The 22,257-nt window shown below is 52.9% G+C and carries 20 protein-coding genes; 3 read left to right on the forward strand and 17 right to left on the reverse strand.

Annotation, left to right across the window (positions count from 1 at the left end; translation table 11 throughout):
• Positions 1-204: 204 nt before the first annotated feature.
• Together ACE6ED_RS00350 and ACE6ED_RS00355 are read right to left on the reverse strand one after the other, a co-directional pair.
• Positions 205-2,511: a thiamine pyrophosphate-dependent enzyme gene (locus tag ACE6ED_RS00350; protein ID WP_410824962.1), complete on the reverse strand. Its 2,307-nt coding sequence runs from the start codon at positions 2,509-2,511 to the stop codon at positions 205-207.
• Positions 2,512-2,537: 26 nt separating this feature from the next.
• Positions 2,538-3,548, reverse strand: coding sequence for a 2-oxoacid:acceptor oxidoreductase family protein (locus ACE6ED_RS00355; RefSeq protein WP_410824963.1), 1,011 nt, complete (start codon positions 3,546-3,548; stop codon positions 2,538-2,540).
• Between the two features lie 431 nt (positions 3,549-3,979).
• Between ACE6ED_RS00355 and ACE6ED_RS00360 the strand changes: the two genes are divergently transcribed.
• From ACE6ED_RS00360 to ACE6ED_RS00370, 3 genes are all read left to right on the forward strand, one after another.
• Complete coding sequence (locus tag ACE6ED_RS00360) at positions 3,980-4,135, forward strand: hypothetical protein (protein ID WP_410824964.1); 156 nt, start codon at positions 3,980-3,982, stop codon at positions 4,133-4,135.
• A 79-nt stretch (positions 4,136-4,214) separates the two neighbouring features.
• Positions 4,215-4,505, forward strand: a complete 291-nt coding sequence (locus tag ACE6ED_RS00365) for an ArsR/SmtB family transcription factor (RefSeq protein WP_410824965.1) — start codon at positions 4,215-4,217, stop codon at positions 4,503-4,505.
• A gap of 77 nt (positions 4,506-4,582) precedes the next feature.
• A complete protein-coding gene (locus ACE6ED_RS00370; protein ID WP_410824966.1) occupies positions 4,583-5,764 on the forward strand; it encodes an MFS transporter in 1,182 nt (393 codons plus the stop codon).
• A gap of 151 nt (positions 5,765-5,915) precedes the next feature.
• On the opposite strand, the gene ACE6ED_RS00375 is transcribed toward ACE6ED_RS00370, so the two are convergent.
• The 15 genes from ACE6ED_RS00375 to rimO form a co-directional block, all read right to left on the reverse strand.
• On the reverse strand, positions 5,916-7,367 hold the full coding sequence (locus ACE6ED_RS00375) for a nicotinate phosphoribosyltransferase (RefSeq protein WP_410824967.1): 1,452 nt from the start codon (positions 7,365-7,367) through the stop codon (positions 5,916-5,918).
• Positions 7,368-7,385: 18 nt separating this feature from the next.
• Positions 7,386-7,928 carry a cysteine hydrolase family protein gene (locus ACE6ED_RS00380; RefSeq protein ID WP_410824968.1) on the reverse strand — a complete coding sequence of 181 codons (543 nt, stop codon included), beginning with the start codon at positions 7,926-7,928 and terminating at the stop codon, positions 7,386-7,388.
• Positions 7,929-8,009: 81 nt separating this feature from the next.
• A complete protein-coding gene (locus ACE6ED_RS00385; protein ID WP_410824969.1) occupies positions 8,010-8,780 on the reverse strand; it encodes an NUDIX domain-containing protein in 771 nt (256 codons plus the stop codon).
• 284 nt (positions 8,781-9,064) lie between these two features.
• Positions 9,065-9,481: a RicAFT regulatory complex protein RicA family protein gene (locus tag ACE6ED_RS00390; RefSeq protein WP_410825180.1), complete on the reverse strand. Its 417-nt coding sequence runs from the start codon at positions 9,479-9,481 to the stop codon at positions 9,065-9,067.
• A 62-nt stretch (positions 9,482-9,543) separates the two neighbouring features.
• Entirely contained in the window at positions 9,544-11,127 is a 1,584-nt protein-coding gene (gene miaB, locus ACE6ED_RS00395) for a tRNA (N6-isopentenyl adenosine(37)-C2)-methylthiotransferase MiaB (RefSeq protein WP_410824970.1), read from the reverse strand.
• A gap of 212 nt (positions 11,128-11,339) precedes the next feature.
• Positions 11,340-11,912 (reverse strand): phosphate propanoyltransferase, encoded by a 573-nt coding sequence (gene pduL, locus ACE6ED_RS00400; protein ID WP_410824971.1) that lies wholly within the window; start codon positions 11,910-11,912, stop codon positions 11,340-11,342.
• Positions 11,913-12,146: 234 nt separating this feature from the next.
• Positions 12,147-13,115: a dipeptidase gene (locus ACE6ED_RS00405; RefSeq protein ID WP_410824972.1), complete on the reverse strand. Its 969-nt coding sequence runs from the start codon at positions 13,113-13,115 to the stop codon at positions 12,147-12,149.
• 196 nt (positions 13,116-13,311) lie between these two features.
• A complete protein-coding gene (locus ACE6ED_RS00410; RefSeq protein WP_028558349.1) occupies positions 13,312-13,572 on the reverse strand; it encodes a stage V sporulation protein S in 261 nt (86 codons plus the stop codon).
• A gap of 259 nt (positions 13,573-13,831) precedes the next feature.
• Positions 13,832-14,626, reverse strand: a complete 795-nt coding sequence (locus ACE6ED_RS00415; RefSeq protein WP_410825181.1) for a TIGR00282 family metallophosphoesterase — start codon at positions 14,624-14,626, stop codon at positions 13,832-13,834.
• Between the two features lie 107 nt (positions 14,627-14,733).
• Positions 14,734-16,275, reverse strand: a complete 1,542-nt coding sequence (rny, locus tag ACE6ED_RS00420) for a ribonuclease Y (RefSeq protein ID WP_410824973.1) — start codon at positions 16,273-16,275, stop codon at positions 14,734-14,736.
• A gap of 482 nt (positions 16,276-16,757) precedes the next feature.
• Positions 16,758-17,486 carry a regulatory protein RecX gene (locus ACE6ED_RS00425; RefSeq protein ID WP_410824974.1) on the reverse strand — a complete coding sequence of 243 codons (729 nt, stop codon included), beginning with the start codon at positions 17,484-17,486 and terminating at the stop codon, positions 16,758-16,760.
• A 79-nt stretch (positions 17,487-17,565) separates the two neighbouring features.
• The gene (recA, locus tag ACE6ED_RS00430; protein ID WP_410824975.1) at positions 17,566-18,627 is read right to left on the reverse strand and encodes a recombinase RecA; all 1,062 of its coding nucleotides are present in this window, start codon (positions 18,625-18,627) and stop codon (positions 17,566-17,568) included.
• A 279-nt stretch (positions 18,628-18,906) separates the two neighbouring features.
• The gene (locus tag ACE6ED_RS00435) at positions 18,907-20,196 is read right to left on the reverse strand and encodes a competence/damage-inducible protein A (RefSeq protein ID WP_410824976.1); all 1,290 of its coding nucleotides are present in this window, start codon (positions 20,194-20,196) and stop codon (positions 18,907-18,909) included.
• Between the two features lie 141 nt (positions 20,197-20,337).
• Positions 20,338-20,925 carry a CDP-diacylglycerol--glycerol-3-phosphate 3-phosphatidyltransferase gene (gene pgsA / locus ACE6ED_RS00440; RefSeq protein WP_410824977.1) on the reverse strand — a complete coding sequence of 196 codons (588 nt, stop codon included), beginning with the start codon at positions 20,923-20,925 and terminating at the stop codon, positions 20,338-20,340.
• Positions 20,922-22,250 carry a 30S ribosomal protein S12 methylthiotransferase RimO gene (gene rimO, locus ACE6ED_RS00445; protein ID WP_410824978.1) on the reverse strand — a complete coding sequence of 443 codons (1,329 nt, stop codon included), beginning with the start codon at positions 22,248-22,250 and terminating at the stop codon, positions 20,922-20,924. The genes pgsA and rimO overlap by 4 nt, the downstream gene beginning before the upstream one ends.
• Positions 22,251-22,257: the final 7 nt, after the last annotated feature.

The raw sequence follows: 22,257 nt of genomic DNA on the forward strand, positions 1-22,257 counted from the left end.
CTCCTTTATCACTGTTGTGTCGTACCCATTATAACGCTGCAGCAGGGGCATGTCCCGCGCATACCGCACAGCCGGCTCCAGGCACGCAAAACAGCGGCCCGGGAAAAGTCCGGAACCGCTGTGTTAAAACAGTTGCTGCCGATCATTGTGACTTACAGATCGTTGTGACTTACAGATCATTGTGATTTACAGATCGTTGCTAGTTTACAGCTCGGGGTGCTCGTGCTTTGCTTTCAGTCTGCTCCAGCGGCGTTCCACTTCATCCTTGAAGCTCTGCAGCGCGCCTTCGTTCTCCGGCTTCAAGAGATGGCGTGTTTTGCCCATCTGCTTCAGCCATTCGGCCAATTCCACCCGCTTGCCTTTGTCCTCGGGGTTGTACGTGATATTGGTGATGCCCTGCTCCACTTCATACAGCGGGAAAAAACAGGATTCAACCGCAGCCGAAACGACACTTGTGCCGGCTTTGTCTTCGGTCATCCAGTTCAGCGGACAGTTGATCAAAATTTTGCCGTATACAAGCCCTTCGTTTTGGGCGTACCACTGAGCTTTGGCGGCTTTTTTCACCAGGTCCTGCGGATAAGCCTCGCAGCCCGTAAACACGTAAGGGATGTTGGTGGCGGCCATAATTTGCGCCGTATCCTTATGCTGCGTTCCTTTGCCCTGCTGGGTTTTGCCGATGCTGGACGTGGAGGTCCGGTGCCCGATTGGCGTCGAATACGACTGCTGGGCGCCCGTGTTCATGTAACCTTCGTTATCATACTCCACAATAATCATTTTGTGGCCGCGCAGCGCCGCGCCGATGGCCGGTCCCATACCGATGTCCATTCCGCCGTCGCCGGTCACCATCACGAACGTAAAATCTTCTTTTAATCCAAGGCCGTCCAGCTCCCCGCGCCGTTTGCGTTCCCAGAACATTTCCACTACGCCGGACAGCGTTGCCGCACCGTTTTGGAACAGGTTGTGAATAAACGTCGATTTATGCGACGAATAAGGATACCCGGTTGTGGTAACCATGGCGCAGCCAGTGTGATACAAGGCAACAATATCGCCTTCGATTCCTTTAAAAAAGGTCTCCAATCCTGAAAAAATCCCGCAGCCCGGACACGCGCCATGGCCCGGAGCCAGCCGCTTCGGCTTCTTCGTCAGAGAGCGCAGCGGCGGAATCCGCACGCTCAGCTTGCCTGTGGCTTCATCCTGCTTCACGGTAATCAGGCCGGTCTTCAAATCCTCAAACTTCATCGGCTTCAGCAGCCGCTTCGGCGCTTTGTCCGGCGTCCCCGGGTTATGGCCGTAATAATCGAACGGCACTGCCACTTTGCCCGCAGCCGCGGCGTCGATAGCCAGCCGGAACAATTCGTGTCCGTCCTCCGCGTAAAAATCTTTGCCGCCCAGCCCGTAAATCCGGCTGATCACCTGTGTTGACGTGTTGCCGTGCGTAAACAGGGCCGCCTTGATTTCATTAACCATGTTGCCGCCGTGTCCGCCAACCGAATCGGCGCGGTCGCCAACCGTTACCGCTTTAACATGCTTCAGCGCTTCCGCGATTTGAGCCTGCGGGAACGGCCGGATCATGTTTGGCGAAATCGAACCGGCTTTGATGCCCTGCGCGCGCAGCTGATCCACCACATCCTTGATGATCTCCGCGGCGGAGTTCACCAGGAACACCGCTACTTCGGCGTCCTCCATCCGGTACAGGTCAAGCATCGGGTAATAACGTCCGGTCAGCTCGCCGTATTCCTTGGCGATTTCCTCAAACACCTCGCCGGCATTATACATGGCGACCGACTGCTGGTACCGGTTGTTGATGTAGTCCGGTTCATTCATGTACGGGCCAACCGTTACCGGGTTCTCCCGGTCCAGTGTATCGGTAAAGCCTACCGGCGGCTGCTCGCCTACAAAAGCGCGCACATCTTCGCTGCGGGCGAAGGTCTGCACCAGGCGTTTTTGGTGGGAAGTAAAATAGCCGTCGGAGGCCACCAGCACCGGCAGGCGCACTTTGGCGTGCTCGGCCAGCTTCAGCGCCATGATGTTCATGTCATATACCGCCTGCGGGTCCCGGCAAAGCAGGATCGGCCAGCCGGTATTCAGCGCAAAATAGAGGTCGGAATGATCGCCGTGAATATTCAGCGGGCCCGAAATCGAGCGGCAGATCAGGTTCATGACCATCGGCATCCGCGTACCGGCTTGTACCGGCAGCTGCTCCAGCATATACAGGTAGCCCTGCGCACTTGTCGCGTTAAAGACACGTCCGCCTGCCGTGCTGGCGCCGTAACAGATCCCCGCCGAGCTGTGCTCGCCGTCGGAAGGGACCAGCTTGATGTCATGCTGCCCGCCCGCTTTGGTCAGGTCGAGGAACTGTGCGATTTCCGTCGAAGGTGAAATCGGAAAATAACCCATGACATGATAGTTGATCTGCTGCGCCGCAAATGCGGCCATTTCGTTGCCGGATTCGTAGACGGATTTTTGCTCCGCCCGGGTGGAGCCGGTTTCTTTTTCATAATCGATTGCCATATGTGTACCGCCTTTCCTTGCGAACTTTAAGCTTGGCCGATCAAATCAAAACGGTGAGGCACCGTATGCGCCTCTGCATAGCCGTCTTCCTCGCGCAGTACGGACAGCGCCGTCGTCGGACAGGCCTCCACGCATTTCAGACAGCCTTTGCAGTATTGGTAGTCAATGCCGGTCAGGAACATTTGCGGACGCCCTTTTTTATCCGGCTGTTCCTCCCACACAAAACACAAATCGGGACATACCGTATCGCACTGCGCGCAGTGAATGCACTCGTCCAGCGCAAACGCGGGCAGGTGACCCGAACGGGAAATGCTGAGGTTCTTCAGAATGCTGTTGCCCGGGTTCACCACGCTGCCGCCCATCGGCTGGGTTTCGTAACCCAGCGCCGAAATATCCGAGCGCATAAACACCGGCATGGATTCGCCTTCAGGCAGCGCAAAATGCATGAATTTCACTTCTTCGTAGCCGCGTTCAAACGTGCGGATCGCCGATTGGACGGCCTGCGGGTATTTTTTGCCCAGCGATTTCTCGATGACGTCCTTCATAATCTCCGGATCGAGGAACGTGCACAGCCGGAACAGCGCGCCAAGCATCGCCATATTCACCCGGTTGGTCTCCTCCAGCGCGATCGTAGTTGCGTCGACCACGGCAAGCGTTCCAGCTTTCATGCCAAGCGCCGCTTTGAGTTCCTCCGGCGATTTGGCGGAATTGACGAGGACCGTGCTGTCTTCGCGAATGCCGCTGGTAACGTTCACGGTTTTGGCCAGCGCTTCATGAAACACGCCGACGACATGCGGGCGTTCAACCGGCGACGTATCGCGGATCGGCGTCTTCATATCGCAGAACCGGATATGCGCTTTGACGGGCGAACCTTTTTTCTCCGATCCATAAGATGAAAAACTGACGCTGTTCAGCCCTGCTCCGACGACTCCGGCTTCCGCCAGCATTTTGCCCGCCAGATTGGCGCCCAGCCCCCCGATCGACTCCAGACGAATCTCGAAAAAGCCGAGTTCGTTCACTATTGGCAACTGTACCACCGACATAGCCCCTTTCTAAAACTCGAATTGAATAATATCCTTTTGACTGTTTCAAAGATTGTAACGTGATTCGGCAGGACGCGAAGTGATCTATTTTGCATTCACGGCCGGTTGGACATCACAATCCTTTATTAGTAGCCGCGGCATTGCTTATACGTAGCGGCGCAGCGTCAGCTGGAAAGCAGCAAACCTTCCATTCACGCGCCGATTGTTGTCCAATTTGTGTCATTCGAGTACGGCGGCCTGCTCCGTCCGGTTTCTCGTTACTTCTTTATTTAGCCGTAAAATTAAAAATTAAGATGTTAAATTCATCACATTCTACATGATAAAAGTCACAATCGGGCCATAAACCGATTAAGAAGAAAACATAAAACCTTCCAGTTCTGTGCTAACTCTATGCTAAAATGAAAGAAAACGCACGGAGGCGAGTGATGATGAACCACTTGAAGCAGCTGTCCGCCAATACCTTGAAGAAGCTGTGCGCCGAGTACTTGGTCATTCCCCGTCCCTTCCGCTTATTAATGCTGTGGGGATGGATTGTTTTATTTTTTGCTGCCGGATATAAATTCGGGTGGTTTTATTGGTAACCCCGCTTAAAAAATCGGGGATTATGATGGTATTTTTCTAAAGACTTGATTTGTTGTGATTTCTTAGTACAATGGTTTTATGACTACTCAAACAACAATAACAGATGAGCTCAGAATCAAAGTATTTAAGGCGTTAGCTGATGAAACAAGATTGGACATCATACGAGCACTATACGCCACCAAAAAGGAGATGAATTGTGGAGAAGTAGGACTCATTCGTGATACTACGAAATCGAATACTTCGTATCACCTGCGTACTTTAAAGGAGGCGAAATTGATCAAGGTACGAAAAGAAGCTCAAGCGAAGTATATGAGCATCGATTTAGAGACATTTCAAACTTACTTACCCGGATTTCTGGATACGTTGTAGAAAGAAATCCCTTTTTTTCTTCTATTGTTCAATAATCATTGAACTATAGAACTAATCAACAGAAAAGGGTGAATAGAATGATCAAATTAACAGCTTTATTTTTTCTCATCATGTTTGTAATCGGTACAGATACGTTTTTAATTTCTCCGCTTATCCCCACTCTTCAGCGTTTGTTTCATATTCCAACCGAATATTCCGGTTGGATGGTGGGGGCATATGCTTTAGGTTATGCCATATTTGCACTGATAGCCGGACCGCTTTCGGATGGATGGGACCGCAAAAAAGTAATGTTTTCCGGCATGGTCTGCTTCTCGGTTTCAACGATCGCTTGCGGCTTTGCCACTGGTTTTTGGTCGATGTTCTTCTTCCGTTTTTTAGCCGGCGTCAGCGCAGCATTTACGGCACCTCAAGTCTGGGCCTCGATCCCTGCTCTGGTTCCAACGTCAAAAATCGCCAAAGTATCAGGAATCGTCATGGCAGGCCTGGCTGCTTCCCAAGCGTTTGGCATCCCTATTGGAAGTCTGCTTGCCTCAACCCATTGGTATTATCCTTTTTTTACAATCGGTGCATGTGCATTATTGGTAGCGGTATTCATCTTCTATGCTTTGCCCGAAATGAAACCGAATCAAGACCAAACCGCCAAAACTCCAATCTTCAGCAGATATCTTCCCCTATTGAATAGCCAAATGGCGAGAAAAGCTTTCCTAGCTCATTTCTTATTTCAATGCGGATTTTTTGCTGCCTTCTCTTTCATTGGAAAATGGGTGACGGATCGCTTTCACCTTTCAATTGATCAAGCGGGGTACGTGATGTTTTATCTAGGCCTTGGAAATATAATCGGGAGCTTCGGCGGTGCCTATGTGATCAAAACGTTAAACCGTTCCAATACGCTGATTGCGGGCTTTCTTGTCTCTATCGCATGTTTTATTATTTTGCCTCACTTGCCGTCGGTAGCGGCTTTCGAAAGTGTTTACTTTTTCATATTCGTTAATATGGGGATAGCTTTTCCGCTAATATTAGGAATGCTAAACTCTTTAAATCCAACCATCCGCGGCACAATCTCCAGCTTGGCTAATTCAATCATGTACACTGCGACAGCGCTTGGTTCTTGGATTGCAGGCCTGCTTTACGCGGCTTTTAATGGTTTTTTCGCCGTAGGCATCTTTGCGGCTATATGCTTTGCCGGTTCGTTGATCACTTTTCTATTCAGCGGTATTTTGAGCAGTGATACGAACACAAAAAAGGAACTTGCACCATAAATGCATAGAGGAATTCATAGGGACTGAGAAAGGGACAGCTAAGAGCACTTTTCCTGCATAAAATCCGAATGGCTCAGTCTTTATAGCTCGCAAAAAAGCCCCGCAGCTGATGCTGCGAGGCTTGATTCATGGTTCTGCTTAACGTTGCGGTTTAATCGTGGTCGGTCATCATGTGCTCCGCGATCAGCTTTTGCTTGCGGTCCCAGACCGTTTCGCTCAGGTTGACGCGGTAGACTTCGGGATTCAGCTTACGCAGGTATTCCGGCCAAAACAAATCCAGCTGCTGGCGGTGATACGCGCGGACTTCCTCCAGCCCTGGAGGCTGATACACCTGCAGTCCGTTAACGAAAATCGGCTCCAGCATCGGAATCGCTTCATAGTGGCTGATGAACTTCTGGAGATAAGGATGCAGCGGATTAAACAGCCGCAGCTTCTGGCGTTTGCGCGGCGCTTCCTCCTCCGGAAAAGCGATATAATCGGCCATCGCTTTGCCCGATTTGCCGATAATCCGGTAAACCTCCTTTTTGCCCGGGGTGGAGACCTTTTCCGGGTTGGAGGAGATTTTGATCGTCGGCACCATTTCGCCGCTGGCCGATTCCATCTCCACCAGCTTGTAAACGCCGCCGAGCGACGGCTGGTCGGAAGCCGTAATCAGTTGGGTACCCACGCCCCATGTATCAATTGCCGCGCCTTGGGACTTCAGGTCCAGCATCGTGTTTTCGTCCAGATCGTTTGACGCAACGATTTTGACATAGGACAATCCGGCTTCGTCCAGCATCTTCCGGGCCTGAATGGACAGATAAGCCAAGTCGCCGCTGTCCAGGCGGATGGCGTTCATCCGTTTGCCCTGCGCCTCCAGCTTCTTGGCCGTCTCAATCGCATGAGGCACCCCGCTGCGCAGGGTATCAAACGTGTCGACCAGGAGTGTCACCTGATCGGGCAGCACCTTCGCATACGCATCAAACGCTTCCTGCTCACTGCCGAAGCTCTGTACCCACGAATGGGCGTGTGTGCCTTTTGTCGGAATGCCAAACACCTTGCCTGCCAGCATGTTGGAGGTCGCGTGAAAGCCGCCGACATAAGCGGCCCGGGCGCCCCATACCGCCGCATCGGCTTCCTGCGCGCGCCGGGTGCCGAACTCAAGCAAAATATCGTCGCCGGCTACCTGCTTGATCCGCGCCGCTTTGGTCGCGATCAGCGTCTGGTAGTTCATGAAATTCAGAATCGCCGTCTCGACCAGCTGGGCTTCCATAATGGTCCCTTCCACCCGTACCAGCGGTTCGTCCGGGAAGGCCAGCGCGCCTTCCTTCATGGCATGAATCGTGCCTTGGAAATGGAACTGCAGCAGCTCTTCAAGAAAAGCCGGATTGTAGTTCTCCTCCTGCTCCGACAGATAGCGGATATCCTCTTCGGTAAAACGCAGGTTCGCAATGTAGCCCACGATCCGCTCCAGGCCGGCGAATACCGCAAACCCGTTGCCGAACGGAAGCTTGCGGAAATAAGCTTCAAACACCGCCCGGCGTTTGTGGGTACCGTTCACCCAGTGGGCGTACATCATGTTGATTTGATATTTATCCGTATGCAGGGCCAGATCCCTTTTCACGTCCCATTCATCTCCTGTTCATTCGCCCTTGATGACTTTCGCTCCCAGGCTGCCCTGGAAATGCCCCAGCGCCCATACATGGCCGTCCGGATTAAAGCTTGCCACAGCATCCTCATAAACCGTGATGTCAAAACCGAGATTATATGCGTCAACCGCCGTATGCAGGACGCAAATATCCGTGCATACGCCGATCAAATGCACCTCACTGATGCCCCGTTCGCGCAGCTTCAGCGCCAGGTCGGTGCCGCAGTACGCGCTGTAACGCGTCTTATCCATCCAATACACCGCCTGCTGATTGCGGCTGTAAACCTCCGCCAGCTTGCCGTACAGGTCGCGTCCGGGCGTTCCCCGCAGGTTATGCGGCGGAAACAGCTTGCTCTCCGGATGATAAGAATCGTTTTTTTCATGCAGATCAACCGCCATCACCACAAAATCGCCGGCTTCGATAAACTGCTCCGTCAGTTCGCAAATCCGCGTTTCAATTGCAATGCCCGGTTCCCCGACCGGAAGATTGCCGTCCACAAAATCCTTCGTATAATCAATCACGATCAGCGCTCGCATCGTCATTCCTCCTCTGGATTATCGGGCGTTTGCCTGTAGTCTATACATCCTTGGCCGGCTTCCTAAGCAGGCTTCAGGTGTTCAGGTGTAAATCGAAAGCAGCGGTTCGTGGTCCGTGAACATATACAGCTGAGCCGGCCGCTGGGAATATTGGTTCGAGCTGACGGGGTTCCCCGCTTCGTCGCGCACTTCCTGCAGGATGCCTTGACGGCTGCGGGTAGAGGTGATTTTGCGGATAAAATTGGGTTCTTTAAATTCCGGCACCACCGTCTGAATGACCTGATAGAGTTCGCTGAGCGTAAAATGCCTGGGCAAAAACTGCCGCGCAATCGTCGTCTGCAGCATCTGTTGCTGAATGCGGAGGTAAGCGTCGTTGATGATATTATGATGGTCGAACGCCAGCTCCAGCTCCTGCAGCGCTTCCTGGACCGTAAACAAGCCAACTTCGCCGGCATCGTCCGACGCCTGGCGGTGCTCCAGCATCCACTCCTCAACCAGCGCAAAAAAAGCATGGCTGATAATCCAGCCCCGCGGGTCACGCCCCGGTGTACTGTACACGCCCAAATATTCGAGATGACCGCCATCGACCCCGGTCTCTTCCTTCAGTTCCCGTTTGGCCGCGTCATAAATCGACTCGTCTTCCTGACAGAATCCGCCCGGCAGTGCCCACATGCCTGCGTACGGCCAGGATTTCCGCTTGATCAGCATGACCTTGAGCTCACGGATCGGCAGCGTTTTGGTTACAGTCTTCCGTTCGCGTTTGGTTAAAGTAAACATGACGATGTCGGCCGGGACCCCGTCAGGCGTACGATATTTCTTCGGATTATAGTTTGGTTCCCCGTTCTCGCTCACATGAATCATCCTTTACGGCAGTTGAGATAGATTTTGTATCTATTTAATGTACCAAACCCCGGACGATGAACGCAACATATCCTGCCATATCCCGCGCTTTTTTCGCTTCTTTTGACAGCAAAAGGGCGGATAATCGCTATCCGCCCTCTTTTTAGTATTGCTTACGCGCCCTCTCCGCTTTCTTGTCATTTCAAGGCTCGGTCCAGCGGTATAACCCAGCTGGTAAGCGTGATACAGATACTCTCCGCCTTCCTGTCATTCCATAGCTCAGTCCAGCCGCTACTTTATTCGCCGCATTTGGCCGGAGGCGCATCCGTCCCGGCTTCCACACTGATCTTCTCCGATACCGTATCGCGGATCACTGAAACGACCAGCTGCAGCAAGTAATTAATGTCGCTTTGGCTCTGCTGGAATTCGTTGACAAGCGGTATCCCGTCAATTTCGTCCTGCAGTTCTTCGATTTCACGTTCAATTTTGGCTACCATCTCTTTGTTGCCGAAGCTTTCAAAAGCCACGATTTCCTTCTGCTTTTTCTTCATCATAGCGATCAGCTTCTGTACCCGTTCATGATTCTGGATTTTCTCTTCAGCTTTGCGGAAATGCTGCACTTCCTCGCTGGTGGAGATGAGCGCAGCCAGCTCTTTTGCCTTGTGCATAATGTCGTCCCGGACGATCAAATCCCGGGTATCGTAGGACATCATTCCGAATTGATTCAAACGGCCCTTCTCCTGCGTCAATGCCCATCGCTCCATTCGTTTACGGATTAGTTAACAGCAGCGGCCTCCGCCACCAGATCGCCTTTGATGTACCAGGTCTTCGTATCGGTAATGCGCACATGTACAAAGCTGCCGATCAGTTCCTTTGGTCCTTCAAAATGCACCAGCTTATTGGTGCGGGTCCGTCCGGACAGCACCTCGGCATTATTTTTGCTTTCGCCTTCCACCAATACTTCCACAACCGCGCCAAACAGCTTGTCGTTGCTCAACCGGCTGTGTTCGTTGATGGCGTCATTCAGGCGCTGCAGGCGGCGCGATTTTTCTTCCATCGGCACATTGTCTTCCATCGCGGCAGCCGGTGTGCCTTCACGCGGGGAATAAATGAAGGTATACGCTGAATCGTAACCGACTTCCCGTACCAGCGACAACGTCTCCTCGAACTGTTCTTCGGTCTCGCCGGGGAATCCGACGATAATGTCCGTCGTCAGCACGGCATCCGGAACAGCGGCGCGGATTTTACGTACCAGCTCCAGATAGCTTTCGCGGGTATATTTGCGGCTCATCCGCTTCAAAATGGCGCTGCTGCCCGACTGCACCGGCAGATGGATATGTTCCATCAGATTGCCGCCTTTGCCAAGCACCTCGATCAGCTTATCGTCAAAATCTCGCGGATGAGAGGTCATAAACCGGATACGCGGCACGTCAATTTTGCGCATATCGTCCATCAGGTCGCCAAAGGTATAATCCAGATCCTCAAAATCCTTGCCATAAGCGTTTACGTTCTGGCCAAGCAGCGTAATCTCCTTAAAGCCTTGACGCGCAAGCTCCCGCACCTCGGATATCACGTCCTCCGGACGGCGGCTGCGTTCTTTGCCCCGGGTAAACGGGACAATGCAGTACGTGCAGAACTTGTCGCATCCGTACATAATGTTGACCCAGGCGCGCATGCCTTCCCGCTTTTTGGGCAGGTTCTCGATGATGTCGCCTTCTTTGGACCACACCTCGACCACCAGCTCTTTGCTGAACAAGGCCTCTTTAATCAAATGCGGCAGACGGTGAATGTTATGGGTACCAAAAATCATATCGACAAAACCATGCTTCGACATAATCCGGTTGACAACGCCTTCTTCCTGGGACATGCAGCCGCAGACCCCAAGCAGCAGGCCCGGTTTCTCGGTTTTCAGCCGCTTCAGGTGTCCCAGCTCGCCAAACACCTTGTCTTCGGCATTTTCACGGATCGCGCACGTATTCAGCAAAATAATGTCCGCTTCGGCCCGCTCTTCCGTAGCCGTGTAGCCCATTTCTTCCAGCAGACCTTTCATCGTTTCGGTGTCATGCTCGTTCATCTGGCAGCCGTAGGTATAAATAAGATAACGTTTGCCGGCTCCCAGTCCTTTGAGTTCCTCAGGGACCGCGTCTTCGTACAGCACCTGGACGTCTTGTTTGCCCCGCTGCTTCTCCTGACGGTGATTGGGCTCCGATAAAATATGAATTTCCCGGCCCTTGATCCGGATCCGTTTGCCGCTTTCGTCTTCGCTCAGCACCTTGGCATCCGAGAAATCAAAATATTTGGAGTAGTCTTTCGAACCCTTGCCGGATTTTAAGTCCGGTGAGCTGTTCTCCTTCGTCATGTCAAATTCACTTCCTCTATGAATGTCGATCCTTAAGTTTGCGGGGATTAGCCAACTGAAATTATAACATAACTCCCACCCGGTAGCTATGTATGCGCATTAAAAGCCGCTGCGGCTCGTCTTCTCTCTTTACCTGCATGATGCAATAAAAAAACGGGAGCGCCCCGTTACCGGAGTCTCCCGCCTTTGGTGTTTCGTTAGAGAAAATAAAACTATTCCACGATTTCAGCCGTATCGCCAGTGGCTGCGCCTGCGGCATTGGCTTCGTCTGTATCGATATGCATATCAAGCTTAAAGTTGTCGGATACGCGGGCAATCACGTTCTCGAGCACGAGACCGCGTTCGCCGCCCAGACGCACCTTCAACAGCTGCTTGTCGGCGATTCCCCATTTCTCCGCATCGGAGGTATGGAAGTGAATGTGGCGGGCTGCCACGATAACGCCTTGCTCCAGTTGTACTTCGCCGGCCGGACCTTTAACCGTAATACCGGGTGTTCCTTCAATGTTGCCGGATTCGCGCACCGGAGCTTTTACCCCAATCGCGAAAGAATCGGTACGGGAGATTTCCAGCTGCGAAGCCGGACGGGCCGGACCGAGAATGCGGACTTTGTCAAACTGTCCTTTTGGACCGATGACCGCTACCGTTTCGTTAGCGGCGAATTGGCCGGGCTGGGACAGCGGTTTAAATTCAGTCAGTTGATAACCTGCGCCGAACAGCGCTTCAATGTGCTCCTGCGTAAGGTGAATATGCCGGGCCGACACACCTACGGGTACAGTCTTGCTCATTTGTAACACACTCCTTGTATTTTCTCTAGTATCTGTACAAGCCATTGATCATTATACCTCTAATTACCCGAAAATAAAAAGGAAGCCGGCCATTTTCGCGCCGGTTTTTCTCGTTTTGTGTCATTTTGGCAACGATTTGGCCGGAATGGGGGCATGATTGGGGCCCGAAATGGGGTCCGAATTTGATGGCGCAGGGCCTTTTGTATTGGCTTAGACCAGTCCTTAGTTTGCCTATTATTCAGGCTTTGCCGGCAGATGTTCAGCCAGAAAGAAAACAGCATTTCCAAACATCCAGCCCCGGACCAACGGTTCGGGATAATGCCGGAGCAGCAGCTCGGCAAAAGCGGGATAGGTGCCCGGATGCTCCAGGCCGCGGACCCACTCCTCGATGCCGTCGTAGTCCGAGCCAAACATCAGATGCCGCTCCCCGCCCAGACTGCAGACCTGCTCAATATGCGGCAGCATATCCTCCATGGATACGCTGCCCTCCTGCTCCCGCACAAACCAGGGCACGAAGGTGAGGCCGATCCGTCCATCCATAGTGATCAGCGCCCGGATCTGGTCGTCCGTCAGGTTCCGCGGATGACGGCAGACGGCCGCGCTGTTGGAATGGGACGCAAGAAGCGGTTTAGCCGCCCGTTCGGTCAGCTCCCAAAACCCAGCTTCGGACAAATGCGATACATCCAGCAGTATCCCGTGCTGGCCGCACCAATCGACAAGCTGGCGTCCCTGAACCGTCAGCCCTCCGCCTCTTGGCTCCAGCACACCGTCCGCCGCCCAGTTCGCATAATTCCAGGTGAGTCCCATTACCCGTACCCCAAGCTCATAGGCCAGTTCGGCGTAAAACAAATTCCCCTCCAGCCCGTCTACCCCTTCCAGAGATAACAACCCCCGGATATTAGAAGAGCTGGTCTCAGCCTCCCGCAGCAGATCCCCCGCTTCCTCTCTCCACAGCAGCGGCCGTACACCAGATGCTTCTGCCACTTTGCGCCGGAACTGTTCCAGCTGGGACAAAATCAGCTCCATTCTGGGACGCCCCCAGCGCTGCGACAGGTAGACTGCAAAACACTGCAGGGCTACGCCGCCTTCACGCAGCCGGTTCAGCGTCACATCCAGCCTGGCGTCATGCGTAAATGACGCTTCCGGGTATTCCAGCAGCTTGCTTAATGCGTCGCAGTGAAAATCAGCAAACGGTCCCTTCATTTTTCCCCGTCCTCCCGGTAATCCTATTTTGAAACTGCTAAACACAGCAAAATAAACCCCGCCTAGTGAACACCCGGCCGTCTCACTTACGCAGCCGCTTAGCGGGGTCTATCGTGCAACTCTATTCGCGCAGCCCTAAGATGCAAAAAAACCTGTCTACACACGGTAAACAGGTTGTCTTCAGCTGCGGTAGCCGTTATCTTGGTTCTACAATAAGTTTGATTGCGGTCCGGTCTTCTCCATCGATAACAATGTCTGTAAAGGCAGGGACACAGATCAGATCGACTCCGCTCGGTGCAACAAAACCCCGGGCGATGGCAACCGCTTTAATGGCCTGGTTCAGCGCTCCCGCTCCAATGGCTTGAAGCTCTGCCGCCCCACGCTCACGAAGAACACCTGCCAGTGCGCCGGCGACGGAATTTGGGTTTGATTTAGCTGATACTTTTAATACATCCATAGTAAGTACCTCCCCTGGGAAAAATAATGGTGTTCTTCCACTACTTTAGATGTTATTCGCGGCTGAAGATTTAATTCCTTCTTTTTACGAACGACACGGCAGAAAATGGTACAAAAGATACTGTTTTTCGATATACAAAAGATCACACTTCACACAAACTCCCAATTCCACGAACTTTCACCGACGGCCCGCGGTTGGAGCAGGCAGGATATTTCAGCTTATTTTCCAGCCCAATCCTGCCCTTCTCTAATCCCCGGAACTAGTTCATGACCCACTCATCCTCACGCATCCGGATTTTCTCCATGCGGAGGGCTTGCCCGGTGGTCTCGTCCAGTTCCGCAAACAGGCCGTGCAGATGCCATTTGCCTTCATCTACTGTAAAACGGGAAGGCAGCTGAGTAGTAAATTTATACAGAACTCCATCTTTCTCCATACCCAAAATTCCTTCGCGTGAACCAACCATGCCCGCATCTGTCAAATATGCCGTGCCTCCCGGCAGGATAACATCGTCATTGCTTTGCACATGAGTGTGCGTACCGACGACGATTGACGCGCTGCCGTCCATGAACCAGCCCATCGCAATTTTCTCCGAAGTGGCTTCGGCATGAAAGTCAACCAAAATGCATTTATGTTCCCGCCGCAGCTCCTGCACAATTTCTTCTCCAATCCGGAACGGGTCGTCAATCGCCGGCAAAAACGTGCGGCCCTGCAAATTGACGATCGCCAGCTGTTTGCCGTTTGCTTTGATGACGGTATAACCCCGTCCCGGTGTTCCGGGCGGAAAATTCGCCGGACGGATAATACGGGGTTCATCATCGATAAATTCAAAAATCGCCTTGTTGTCCCACGTATGGTTGCCCATCGTAATTCCGTGAACGCCCCAGTTAAAAAATTCATTGGCAATAGCCGGCGTGATGCCGCGGCCATGCGCCGCATTTTCCCCATTCACAATGATGATGTGGGGCTGGTATTTCTGCTTCAGCTGCGGCAGCGTCTCGCGCAGCGCTTTCCGCCCGGTATTCCCGACAATGTCGCCGATAAACAATACTTTGATAGGTCTTCTCCTCCTAGCTGATTCCCGCGTATGCGGGAGGTTCCTCTTATCTTGCAAGGAATGAAAGAAAAATGGCGCCCGAGCAGGCGCCATTCTCATTTAATCCTTTATTTCGCGTATTCAACAGCCCGCGTCTCACGAATGACGGTAACTTTAATATGCCCCGGATAGTCCAGTTCATTTTCGATCGTCTTCGTAATGTCGCGCGCCAGACGGAACGCTTCGGCATCGTCGATCTTCTCAGGCTGCACCATGACGCGAAGCTCGCGTCCGGCCTGGATGGCGTAGGATTTCTCCACGCCTTCGAACGATTCGGAGATGGCTTCCAGCTTCTCCAGCCGTTTGATGTACGTCTCCAGCGTTTCCCGGCGTGCGCCCGGTCTGGCTGCGGACAAAGCATCCGCCGCGCCGACAAGCATAGCAATAACCGATGTGGCTTCGCAGTCGCCGTGATGAGAGGCGATACTGTTGATAACCACCGGGTGCTCCTTGTACTTCTTCGCCAATTCGACGCCGATCTCCACATGCGAGCCTTCGACTTCATGATCCAGCGCTTTGCCGATGTCATGAAGCAGTCCGGCACGTTTGGCAAGCACGATGTCTTCCCCAAGTTCACCGGCCATCAGACCGGCCAAATAGGCGACTTCCATGGAGTGCTTCAGCACGTTCTGACCGTAGCTGGTACGGAATTTCAGGCGGCCCAGGATTTTGATCAAATCCGGATGCAGCCCGTGCACGCCTACCTCGAAGGTGGCCTGCTCGCCGTACTCGCGAATTCGTTCATCCACTTCTTTGCGCGATTTTTCGACCATTTCTTCAATCCGTGCCGGATGTATCCGTCCGTCGGCCACCAGTTTCTCCAGCGCCGTACGGGCCACTTCGCGGCGAATCGGATCGAAACCGGACAAGATCACCGCTTCCGGCGTATCATCAATAATAAGATCAATGCCGGTGAGCGTCTCAAGCGCACGGATGTTCCGGCCTTCGCGGCCGATAATCCGGCCTTTCATCTCTTCGTTCGGCAGGGTGACCACCGATACGGTCGTCTCCGCCACATGATCGGCCGCGCAGCGCTGAATGGCCAGTGTAATGATCTCGCGGGACTTCTTGTCCGCTTCTTCCTTGGCCTGCTGCTCGATATCCTTGATCATCTGAGCGGTTTCGTGGCGAACTTCTTGTTCCACATTGCTGAGAATGATGCTTCGGGCATCCTCCATCGTCAGATTGGAGATGCGCTCCAGCTCTGTGACTTGTTTTTTGTAGATTACATCGATTTGTTGTTGGGTTTCATCGATTCGTTTCTCTTTGTTAGCCACTTGTTCTTCTTTTCGTTCAAGCGATTCCATTTTTTTATCCAGCGATTCTTCCTTTTGCAGCAACCGTCTCTCCTGACGTTGGATTTCATTCCGACGTTCACGGGTCTCTTTCTCAGCCTCGGTACGGATTCTGTGCACCTCATCCTTGGCTTCCAGTACCGTCTCCTTCTTCAGCGCTTCCGCTTCTTTTTTCGCGTTGTCCACGATATTGGCTGCGGCTTGCTCTGCGCTGGAAATTTTAGCTTCTGCAAGGGATTTCCGAATAAAATAACCGAACCCAAAGAATAATGTCGCTACAACGAGAACGATAATGACCCAGATCCAAGTTTCCATCTGTTCACCTCCTCGTTGGTTCCTCCAAGGCATTCCCTGGGACTCATGCAGTTGTCACAATACCCGTTCATCACCATACAAAAAACCGGTAAACCTCACCGGTTGTTGCACTGCACATGTAACACATGTACATGTCCGCCGTTTCCGGCGATAACTTTCAGATGAAGTTGATACGTGAACCGCTATAAATACGGCCTTTTTGGGAAGGAAAAAGGATTTTTATTTATGCGGATTCATGATATATTTTATATTTTATAAAAAGATGTTGTCAAGAGAGTCGAAACGGGCAACAAAGTCAAGCGCGGCGCGACTCCATCAGAGCCTGCCCCATTAGCAATATCAGGAATGATTGATTTTGGCAGAACGCTAAGCCCAAGCAGACCAGCTGGCTTTAACCGCCACCACATTTAGCCCGGCTAAACTCAGCCGCCGCTACACTTAGCCGCTCCCATATTGAATTTGCATACTCGGCCGCTAGACGGCTACCACAACTCTTCCCATTCCTCGTCCTCTCCCGCATTTTCCTCCTCGGCCACTTTTCCCAGTACTCTTCTTACCATTTCACCCGGATACCCGCGCCGCATGAGAAAGGCGCCTGCTTTACGTTTCCGTTCAAACGGTTCGCCGCGGGTCGAACGCCATTTCTTCCGCGCAAGCTCAAGCGCACTTTGTTCTTCCTCTTCAGGGGATACCGCATCAAGTGCTTCGGAAATAACGGTTTTGTCAATTCCTTTCTCCCGCAGCTCCTGACGGATCCACATTTTGCCTTTGCGGTGGCTGCGTATCCGCTGCTCCGTCCACATCTTTGCATACAGCGGATCGTCGATCAGACGTTCCTCCATCAGACGCTGTATCACTTCGGACGCGATGGACTCCGCAATTTCCTTGTCCTTCAGCTTTCGGGCCATTTCTTTAGCCGTTCTCGGTTTCCGGCCGAGATAACGCAGTCCTTCCAGATACGCCCGCTGCCGCTCGTCCGCAACGACGATTTCCTCCAGTTCCGCCCGGGTAAAACAGCTCCCCCGGGTCATCCGGTATTTAATCATCACATCTTCATGGACACTTAACTGCAGCTCGCCGAAATAAATGATATACCGGTGATCATAACGTTTGGTCCGCTCTACCTTGGTAATCTCCAGCGCTTCGTTTTCCGGAAAAGCCGACAGCCCCCGGTCCACCTCCTGCTCCGCACCATTGTCATCCTGAAACATCGTTATCACCGCCAACTTTATGAAATCAATAAAAAGGCGCCCTGATATTAACTACAGGGCGCCGCATAATGCAAGCTGATTATTCGATTTCCAGCAGAGCCTGTTCTTCCTGTTTCTCCGCTTCGATCTCTGCTTCGCTAGGAGGCGCTACCAGTGTCGTCAAGTTGCTGGCTTCGCGGATCTTGTTCTCGATCACAAGCGAGATGTCTTGATGTTCTTTCAGGAACTGCTTTGCGTTCTCCCGGCCTTGGCCAAGACGCTCTCCCTCATAAGAATACCAGGCGCCGCTCTTGTTCACGATATCCATCTCCGTCGCGATATCGATGATGCTGCCTTCTCTCGAGATGCCTTCGCCGTACATAATGTCGATGTCGGCTTGTTTGAAAGGAGGAGCAACTTTGTTCTTCACGACCTTGACACGCGTACGGTTACCGACAATGTCGTTACCCATCTTAATGCTCTCTACACGGCGTACATCCAAACGTACCGTGGAGTAGAATTTCAGCGCGCGTCCGCCCGGTGTAGTCTCCGGGTTACCGAACATGACACCGATTTTCTCACGCAGCTGGTTGATAAAGATAGCAATCGTCTTCGATTTGTTGATCGAACCCGACAGCTTGCGCAGAGCCTGGGACATCAGACGAGCTTGAAGACCGACGTGGGAGTCGCCCATCTCGCCTTCGATTTCCGCTTTCGGCACCAATGCGGCTACCGAGTCGACAACAATAATATCGATTGCGCCGCTTCGTACAAGCGCTTCGGCGATTTCCAGCGCTTGTTCACCTGTGTCCGGCTGGGACAGCAGCAGCTCATCGATGTTGACTCCAAGCTTGCTGGCATAGCTCGGATCCAGCGCGTGCTCGGCATCGATGAAAGCAGCTTGTCCGCCGGCTTTCTGTACTTCGGCAATCGCGTGAAGCGCAACCGTTGTTTTACCGGAAGATTCCGGTCCGTATACTTCAATAATCCGTCCTTTAGGAAGTCCGCCCGTACCAAGGGCAATATCAAGAGCCAGCGAACCGCTGGGCACAACTTCAACCTGCATATGTGTAGATTCGCCCAATTTCATGATCGAACCTTTACCGAATTGCTTTTCGATTTGACGGAGCGCCATCTCCAGCGCTGCACGACGATCTGACAATCAGACCACATCCTTCACTGTTTATATATCTATCATACCGTGTTTTGGAACGTTTGCCAAGCTTTTTTTCGAACATACATTCGTTTTTTTTATCCGGCAAGGGACTTTTCCCTATTATTGTAAACCTCCTTTCCGCGCTCCCGTTCCCTCTCCCGAGTCTGTAAAAATCCCCCGCCGGCTGTTCAAAGAGGGCGATGATCAAACAAAAAACCGCGGCAAGGAGGTTATCATTGCCGCGGTTCTTCCGCTTCTCTCATTATACCTTCCTGCTGCGGGAGATTACAAGTCGGATCCGTTCAGCGGCGTCGGCACATCCTTGCGCTCGGCCAAACGGCGCCACAAGCGGTACAAAATCGATTTTACGGACCGGATGCGGATCGTCTCCCTGTTGCCGTGCAGATTCAGCTCGAATACTTCAGTTTTGCCGCCGCGCTCCGCAATGCCGATGTAGACCAGCCCCACCGGCTTGCGTTCGGAATAACCCGGCCCTGCCACGCCTGTAATGGAGAGGCCGTAATCGCTGTCTGTCACCATCCGGACCTGCTCGGCCAGCACTTCAGCCACCTCCCGGCTGACGGCTCCTGGCGCATCGGGACCTTCCAGGTAGTCGTGCGGCACGTTCAGCAGCTTTTCCTTCATTTGATTGGAGTAGCAGACGATACCGCCAAGGAACATGGAGGCACTGCCGGGCACGCTGGTAATGCTCCCCATCAGCAGACCGCCGGTGCAGCTCTCGGCTGCGCTAAGCGTCAACCCGGCATCAGCCATCCAGTCGACGATCGTCTTTTCGATCGGCATGTCTTCATCGGCGTACAGATGCTCCGGCAGACGGCTGCGAATCTCCGCTTCCAGCGCTTCAAGCTTTTTCATCGCTTCCGCTTCGCTTGGCGCTTTGGTCGAAATCCGGATTGTCACCTCGCCTTCTTTGGCGTAAGGCGCAATCGTCGGGTCGGTCTGGCCGGTGATGAGGTCGATCAGTTTGGTTTCGAGCAGCGACTCGCCGATCCCGGCGAACTTCAGCATTTTCGAGTAGATTGGCATTTCATCGGTCAAGGCATGCTGGAGCAGCCACGTTTTGGCCGGTCCCTCAAACATCGGCTTCATTTCACGCGGTACGCCCGGCAATACGATATAGAACTTGCCTTCCTCTGCAAGCGCGATGCCAACAGCAAGCCCCGTATCGTTCGGCAGCGGCGTGCTTCCTTCAATCACAATCGCCTGTTTACGGTTGTTCTCCGTCATAGTCACTCCACGCGAGTCAAAAAAACGCTGCACATGATCCATCGCCAGTCTGTCATGATGCAGCGAACGGCCCAGCACCGCGGCCAACGCGTCTTTGGTGAGATCATCTTCCGTTGGTCCAATGCCGCCGGTGAACAAAATCACATCCGCTCTGGACTGCGCAATCCGGATCGCATCCTGCAGCCGGCCCATGTTGTCTCCGACCACGGTTTGAAAATAGACATCAATTCCCAGAGCCGCAAGCTCCGCGGATAAATACTGCGCATTGGTATTCACAATCTGGCCTAGCAAAAGCTCGGTTCCTACAGCGATCAGTTCGGCTTTCATCTCGTTTTCTCCTCCATGATTAAGAATTAGCAGCTCGAATGGACTCCGCGCCAGCCCCGCTTTCCTGCTCCCTGGCGGCTCAGTCCGTAAAATTCATTGTAAAAAGGACAACAGGCGTACTCCCATTGTCCTTCTCCCGATTTAAGCGTTGTGCAGCTGAAGCAGATCTTTATTTTTGACAAAATAGTCGACCCCGGAAATAATCGTGATGATCGCCGCCAGCCAAATGGCGATGTCGTCAAACGGGATGCCGACAAACTGGAACGGGAAGTTGTTCAGCAGCAGCAGCGAAATGGCTACGATCTGGATGATCGTTTTCACTTTGCCCCATTTGCTTGCGGCGACGACTTTTCCTTCCAAAAGGGCGATTTGACGGAGACCGGTTACCGCGAACTCCCGGCTGATAATGACGATAGCGATCCAGGAATCGCAGCGTCCCAGTTCCACCAGCGAGATCAGAACCGCCGATACAAGCAGCTTGTCCGCCAGCGGATCCAGCAGCTTGCCCAAATTGGTGACGAGATTGTATTTGCGTGCGATGTAACCGTCGATTCCGTCGGTGCTGGCCGCAAGCAAAAAGATAACAGCCGCAATCAGATGATTGAAAGACAGCTGGAAGGAACCCCAGTGTAGCGGTTCGGGGTAGATGCTCAGGTTCACCAGCAAAAAGAACATCATGATCGGTATCAGACAGATGCGCGCCAGTGTAATTCGGTTAGGCAAGTTCACTGCAGTTCCTCCCCGGACAGGTCGTATTCAAAAGCATGGGTGATGCGCACCTTCGTAATTGTGCCAATGTCGGCGGTGCAGCCGGACACGAACACCTCACCGTCGATTTCCGGAGCGTCATATTGGGAGCGGCCGACGTAAACGTCGCTTCTGCCGTCGTAGCGCTCAAGCAGCACGTCCAGCACCTGGCCGACATGCCGGCTTCCGCTGTCTCTGGCCACAGATCGCTGGATTTCCATCAGCGTATTCGCGCGCCACTCTTTTACCTCGTCCGGCACATGATTAGGCAGCCTGGAGGCCGGGGTATCCTCTTCGTTTGAGTATGTAAAGACCCCCAGACGGTCGAAACGCATCTCCCGGACAAAGTCGCAGAGCCGCTCGAACTCCTCTTCGGTTTCGCCGGGGAAACCCACAATCAGCGAGGTGCGGATCGACACGTTTGGAATCGATGCGCGGATCTTCGCAATAAGCTCCCGGACGTCGCGTTGTCTGCCGGGACGCCGCATTCTTTTGAGGATGGTGTCTTCGCTGTGCTGCAGAGGCATGTCCACGTATTTGCACACCTTCGGATTCTCCGCCATCACACGAATCAGCTCGTCCGTAAAAAAGCCCGGATACGCATAATGCAGCCGAACCCACGATGCGCCCTCCACTCCACTGACCCGGTTCAGCAGTTCGGGCAGACGAAAGTCGCCGTACAAATCGGTGCCATAGTTGGTCGAATCCTGCGCAATCAGGCTGAATTCCTTGACGCCTTGGCTGGCTAGATCCGCCACTTCGGCAACAATCGACTCCATTGAACGGCTGCGGAACGCGCCGCGCATGATCGGGATGGAGCAAAACGTACAATTATTGTCACAGCCCTCCGCAACTTTAACAAACGCGGTATACCTTGGCGTCGAAACCTTGCGCGGCAGTGTCTGTTCATAATTAAACACAGGATTGCCGACCCAAACCGGACGGCGTCCCCGCACAGCCTCGTCCACAATCTGCACGATATTATGAAAATCACCGGTGCCTACAATTCCGTCAATTTCCGGCATTTCTTCCATCAACGCTTCCTTGTAGCGCTGAGTCAGGCACCCGGACACGATCAGCGCTTTGAGCCGGGCCGTTTCCTTCAGTTCAGCCAGGTCAAGAATGGTATTCACGGACTCTTCCTTGGCCGCGTCAATAAATCCGCAGGTATTCACAATGATGACTGTGGCGTCCTCCTTGTTGTCAACAAGCGTATAACCGCGCTCATGAACAAGACCGGACATAATTTCTGAGTCGACCAGATTTTTTTCGCAGCCGAGCGTCACAATTTTAATTTTCTCCGTCATCGGTCAT

The sequence above is a fragment of the Paenibacillus nanchangensis genome (assembly GCF_046543445.1).
Taxonomy (GTDB): domain Bacteria; phylum Bacillota; class Bacilli; order Paenibacillales; family Paenibacillaceae; genus Paenibacillus_AQ; species Paenibacillus_AQ nanchangensis.

Bases quoted from the DNA above. Each gene is read 5' to 3' on its own strand.
- rimO (WP_410824978.1), bottom strand. From the start codon at position 22,250: ATGACGGAGAAAATTAAAATTGTGACGCTCGGCTGCGAAAAAAATCTG.
- ACE6ED_RS00425 (WP_410824974.1), bottom strand. From the start codon at position 17,486: ATGTTTCAGGATGACAATGGTGCGGAGCAGGAGGTGGACCGGGGGCTG.
- ACE6ED_RS00360 (WP_410824964.1), top strand. From the start codon at position 3,980: ATGATGAACCACTTGAAGCAGCTGTCCGCCAATACCTTGAAGAAGCTG.
- ACE6ED_RS00390 (WP_410825180.1), bottom strand. From the start codon at position 9,481: ATGATGTCCTACGATACCCGGGATTTGATCGTCCGGGACGACATTATG.
- pduL (WP_410824971.1), bottom strand. From the start codon at position 11,912: ATGAGCAAGACTGTACCCGTAGGTGTGTCGGCCCGGCATATTCACCTT.
- ACE6ED_RS00370 (WP_410824966.1), top strand. From the start codon at position 4,583: ATGATCAAATTAACAGCTTTATTTTTTCTCATCATGTTTGTAATCGGT.
- ACE6ED_RS00380 (WP_410824968.1), bottom strand. From the start codon at position 7,928: ATGCGAGCGCTGATCGTGATTGATTATACGAAGGATTTTGTGGACGGC.
- ACE6ED_RS00350 (WP_410824962.1), bottom strand. From the start codon at position 2,511: ATGGCAATCGATTATGAAAAAGAAACCGGCTCCACCCGGGCGGAGCAA.
- rny (WP_410824973.1), bottom strand. From the start codon at position 16,275: ATGGAAACTTGGATCTGGGTCATTATCGTTCTCGTTGTAGCGACATTA.
- ACE6ED_RS00410 (WP_028558349.1), bottom strand. From the start codon at position 13,572: ATGGATGTATTAAAAGTATCAGCTAAATCAAACCCAAATTCCGTCGCC.
- ACE6ED_RS00405 (WP_410824972.1), bottom strand. From the start codon at position 13,115: ATGAAGGGACCGTTTGCTGATTTTCACTGCGACGCATTAAGCAAGCTG.
- ACE6ED_RS00365 (WP_410824965.1), top strand. From the start codon at position 4,215: ATGACTACTCAAACAACAATAACAGATGAGCTCAGAATCAAAGTATTT.
- miaB (WP_410824970.1), bottom strand. From the start codon at position 11,127: ATGACGAAGGAGAACAGCTCACCGGACTTAAAATCCGGCAAGGGTTCG.
- ACE6ED_RS00435 (WP_410824976.1), bottom strand. From the start codon at position 20,196: ATGAAAGCCGAACTGATCGCTGTAGGAACCGAGCTTTTGCTAGGCCAG.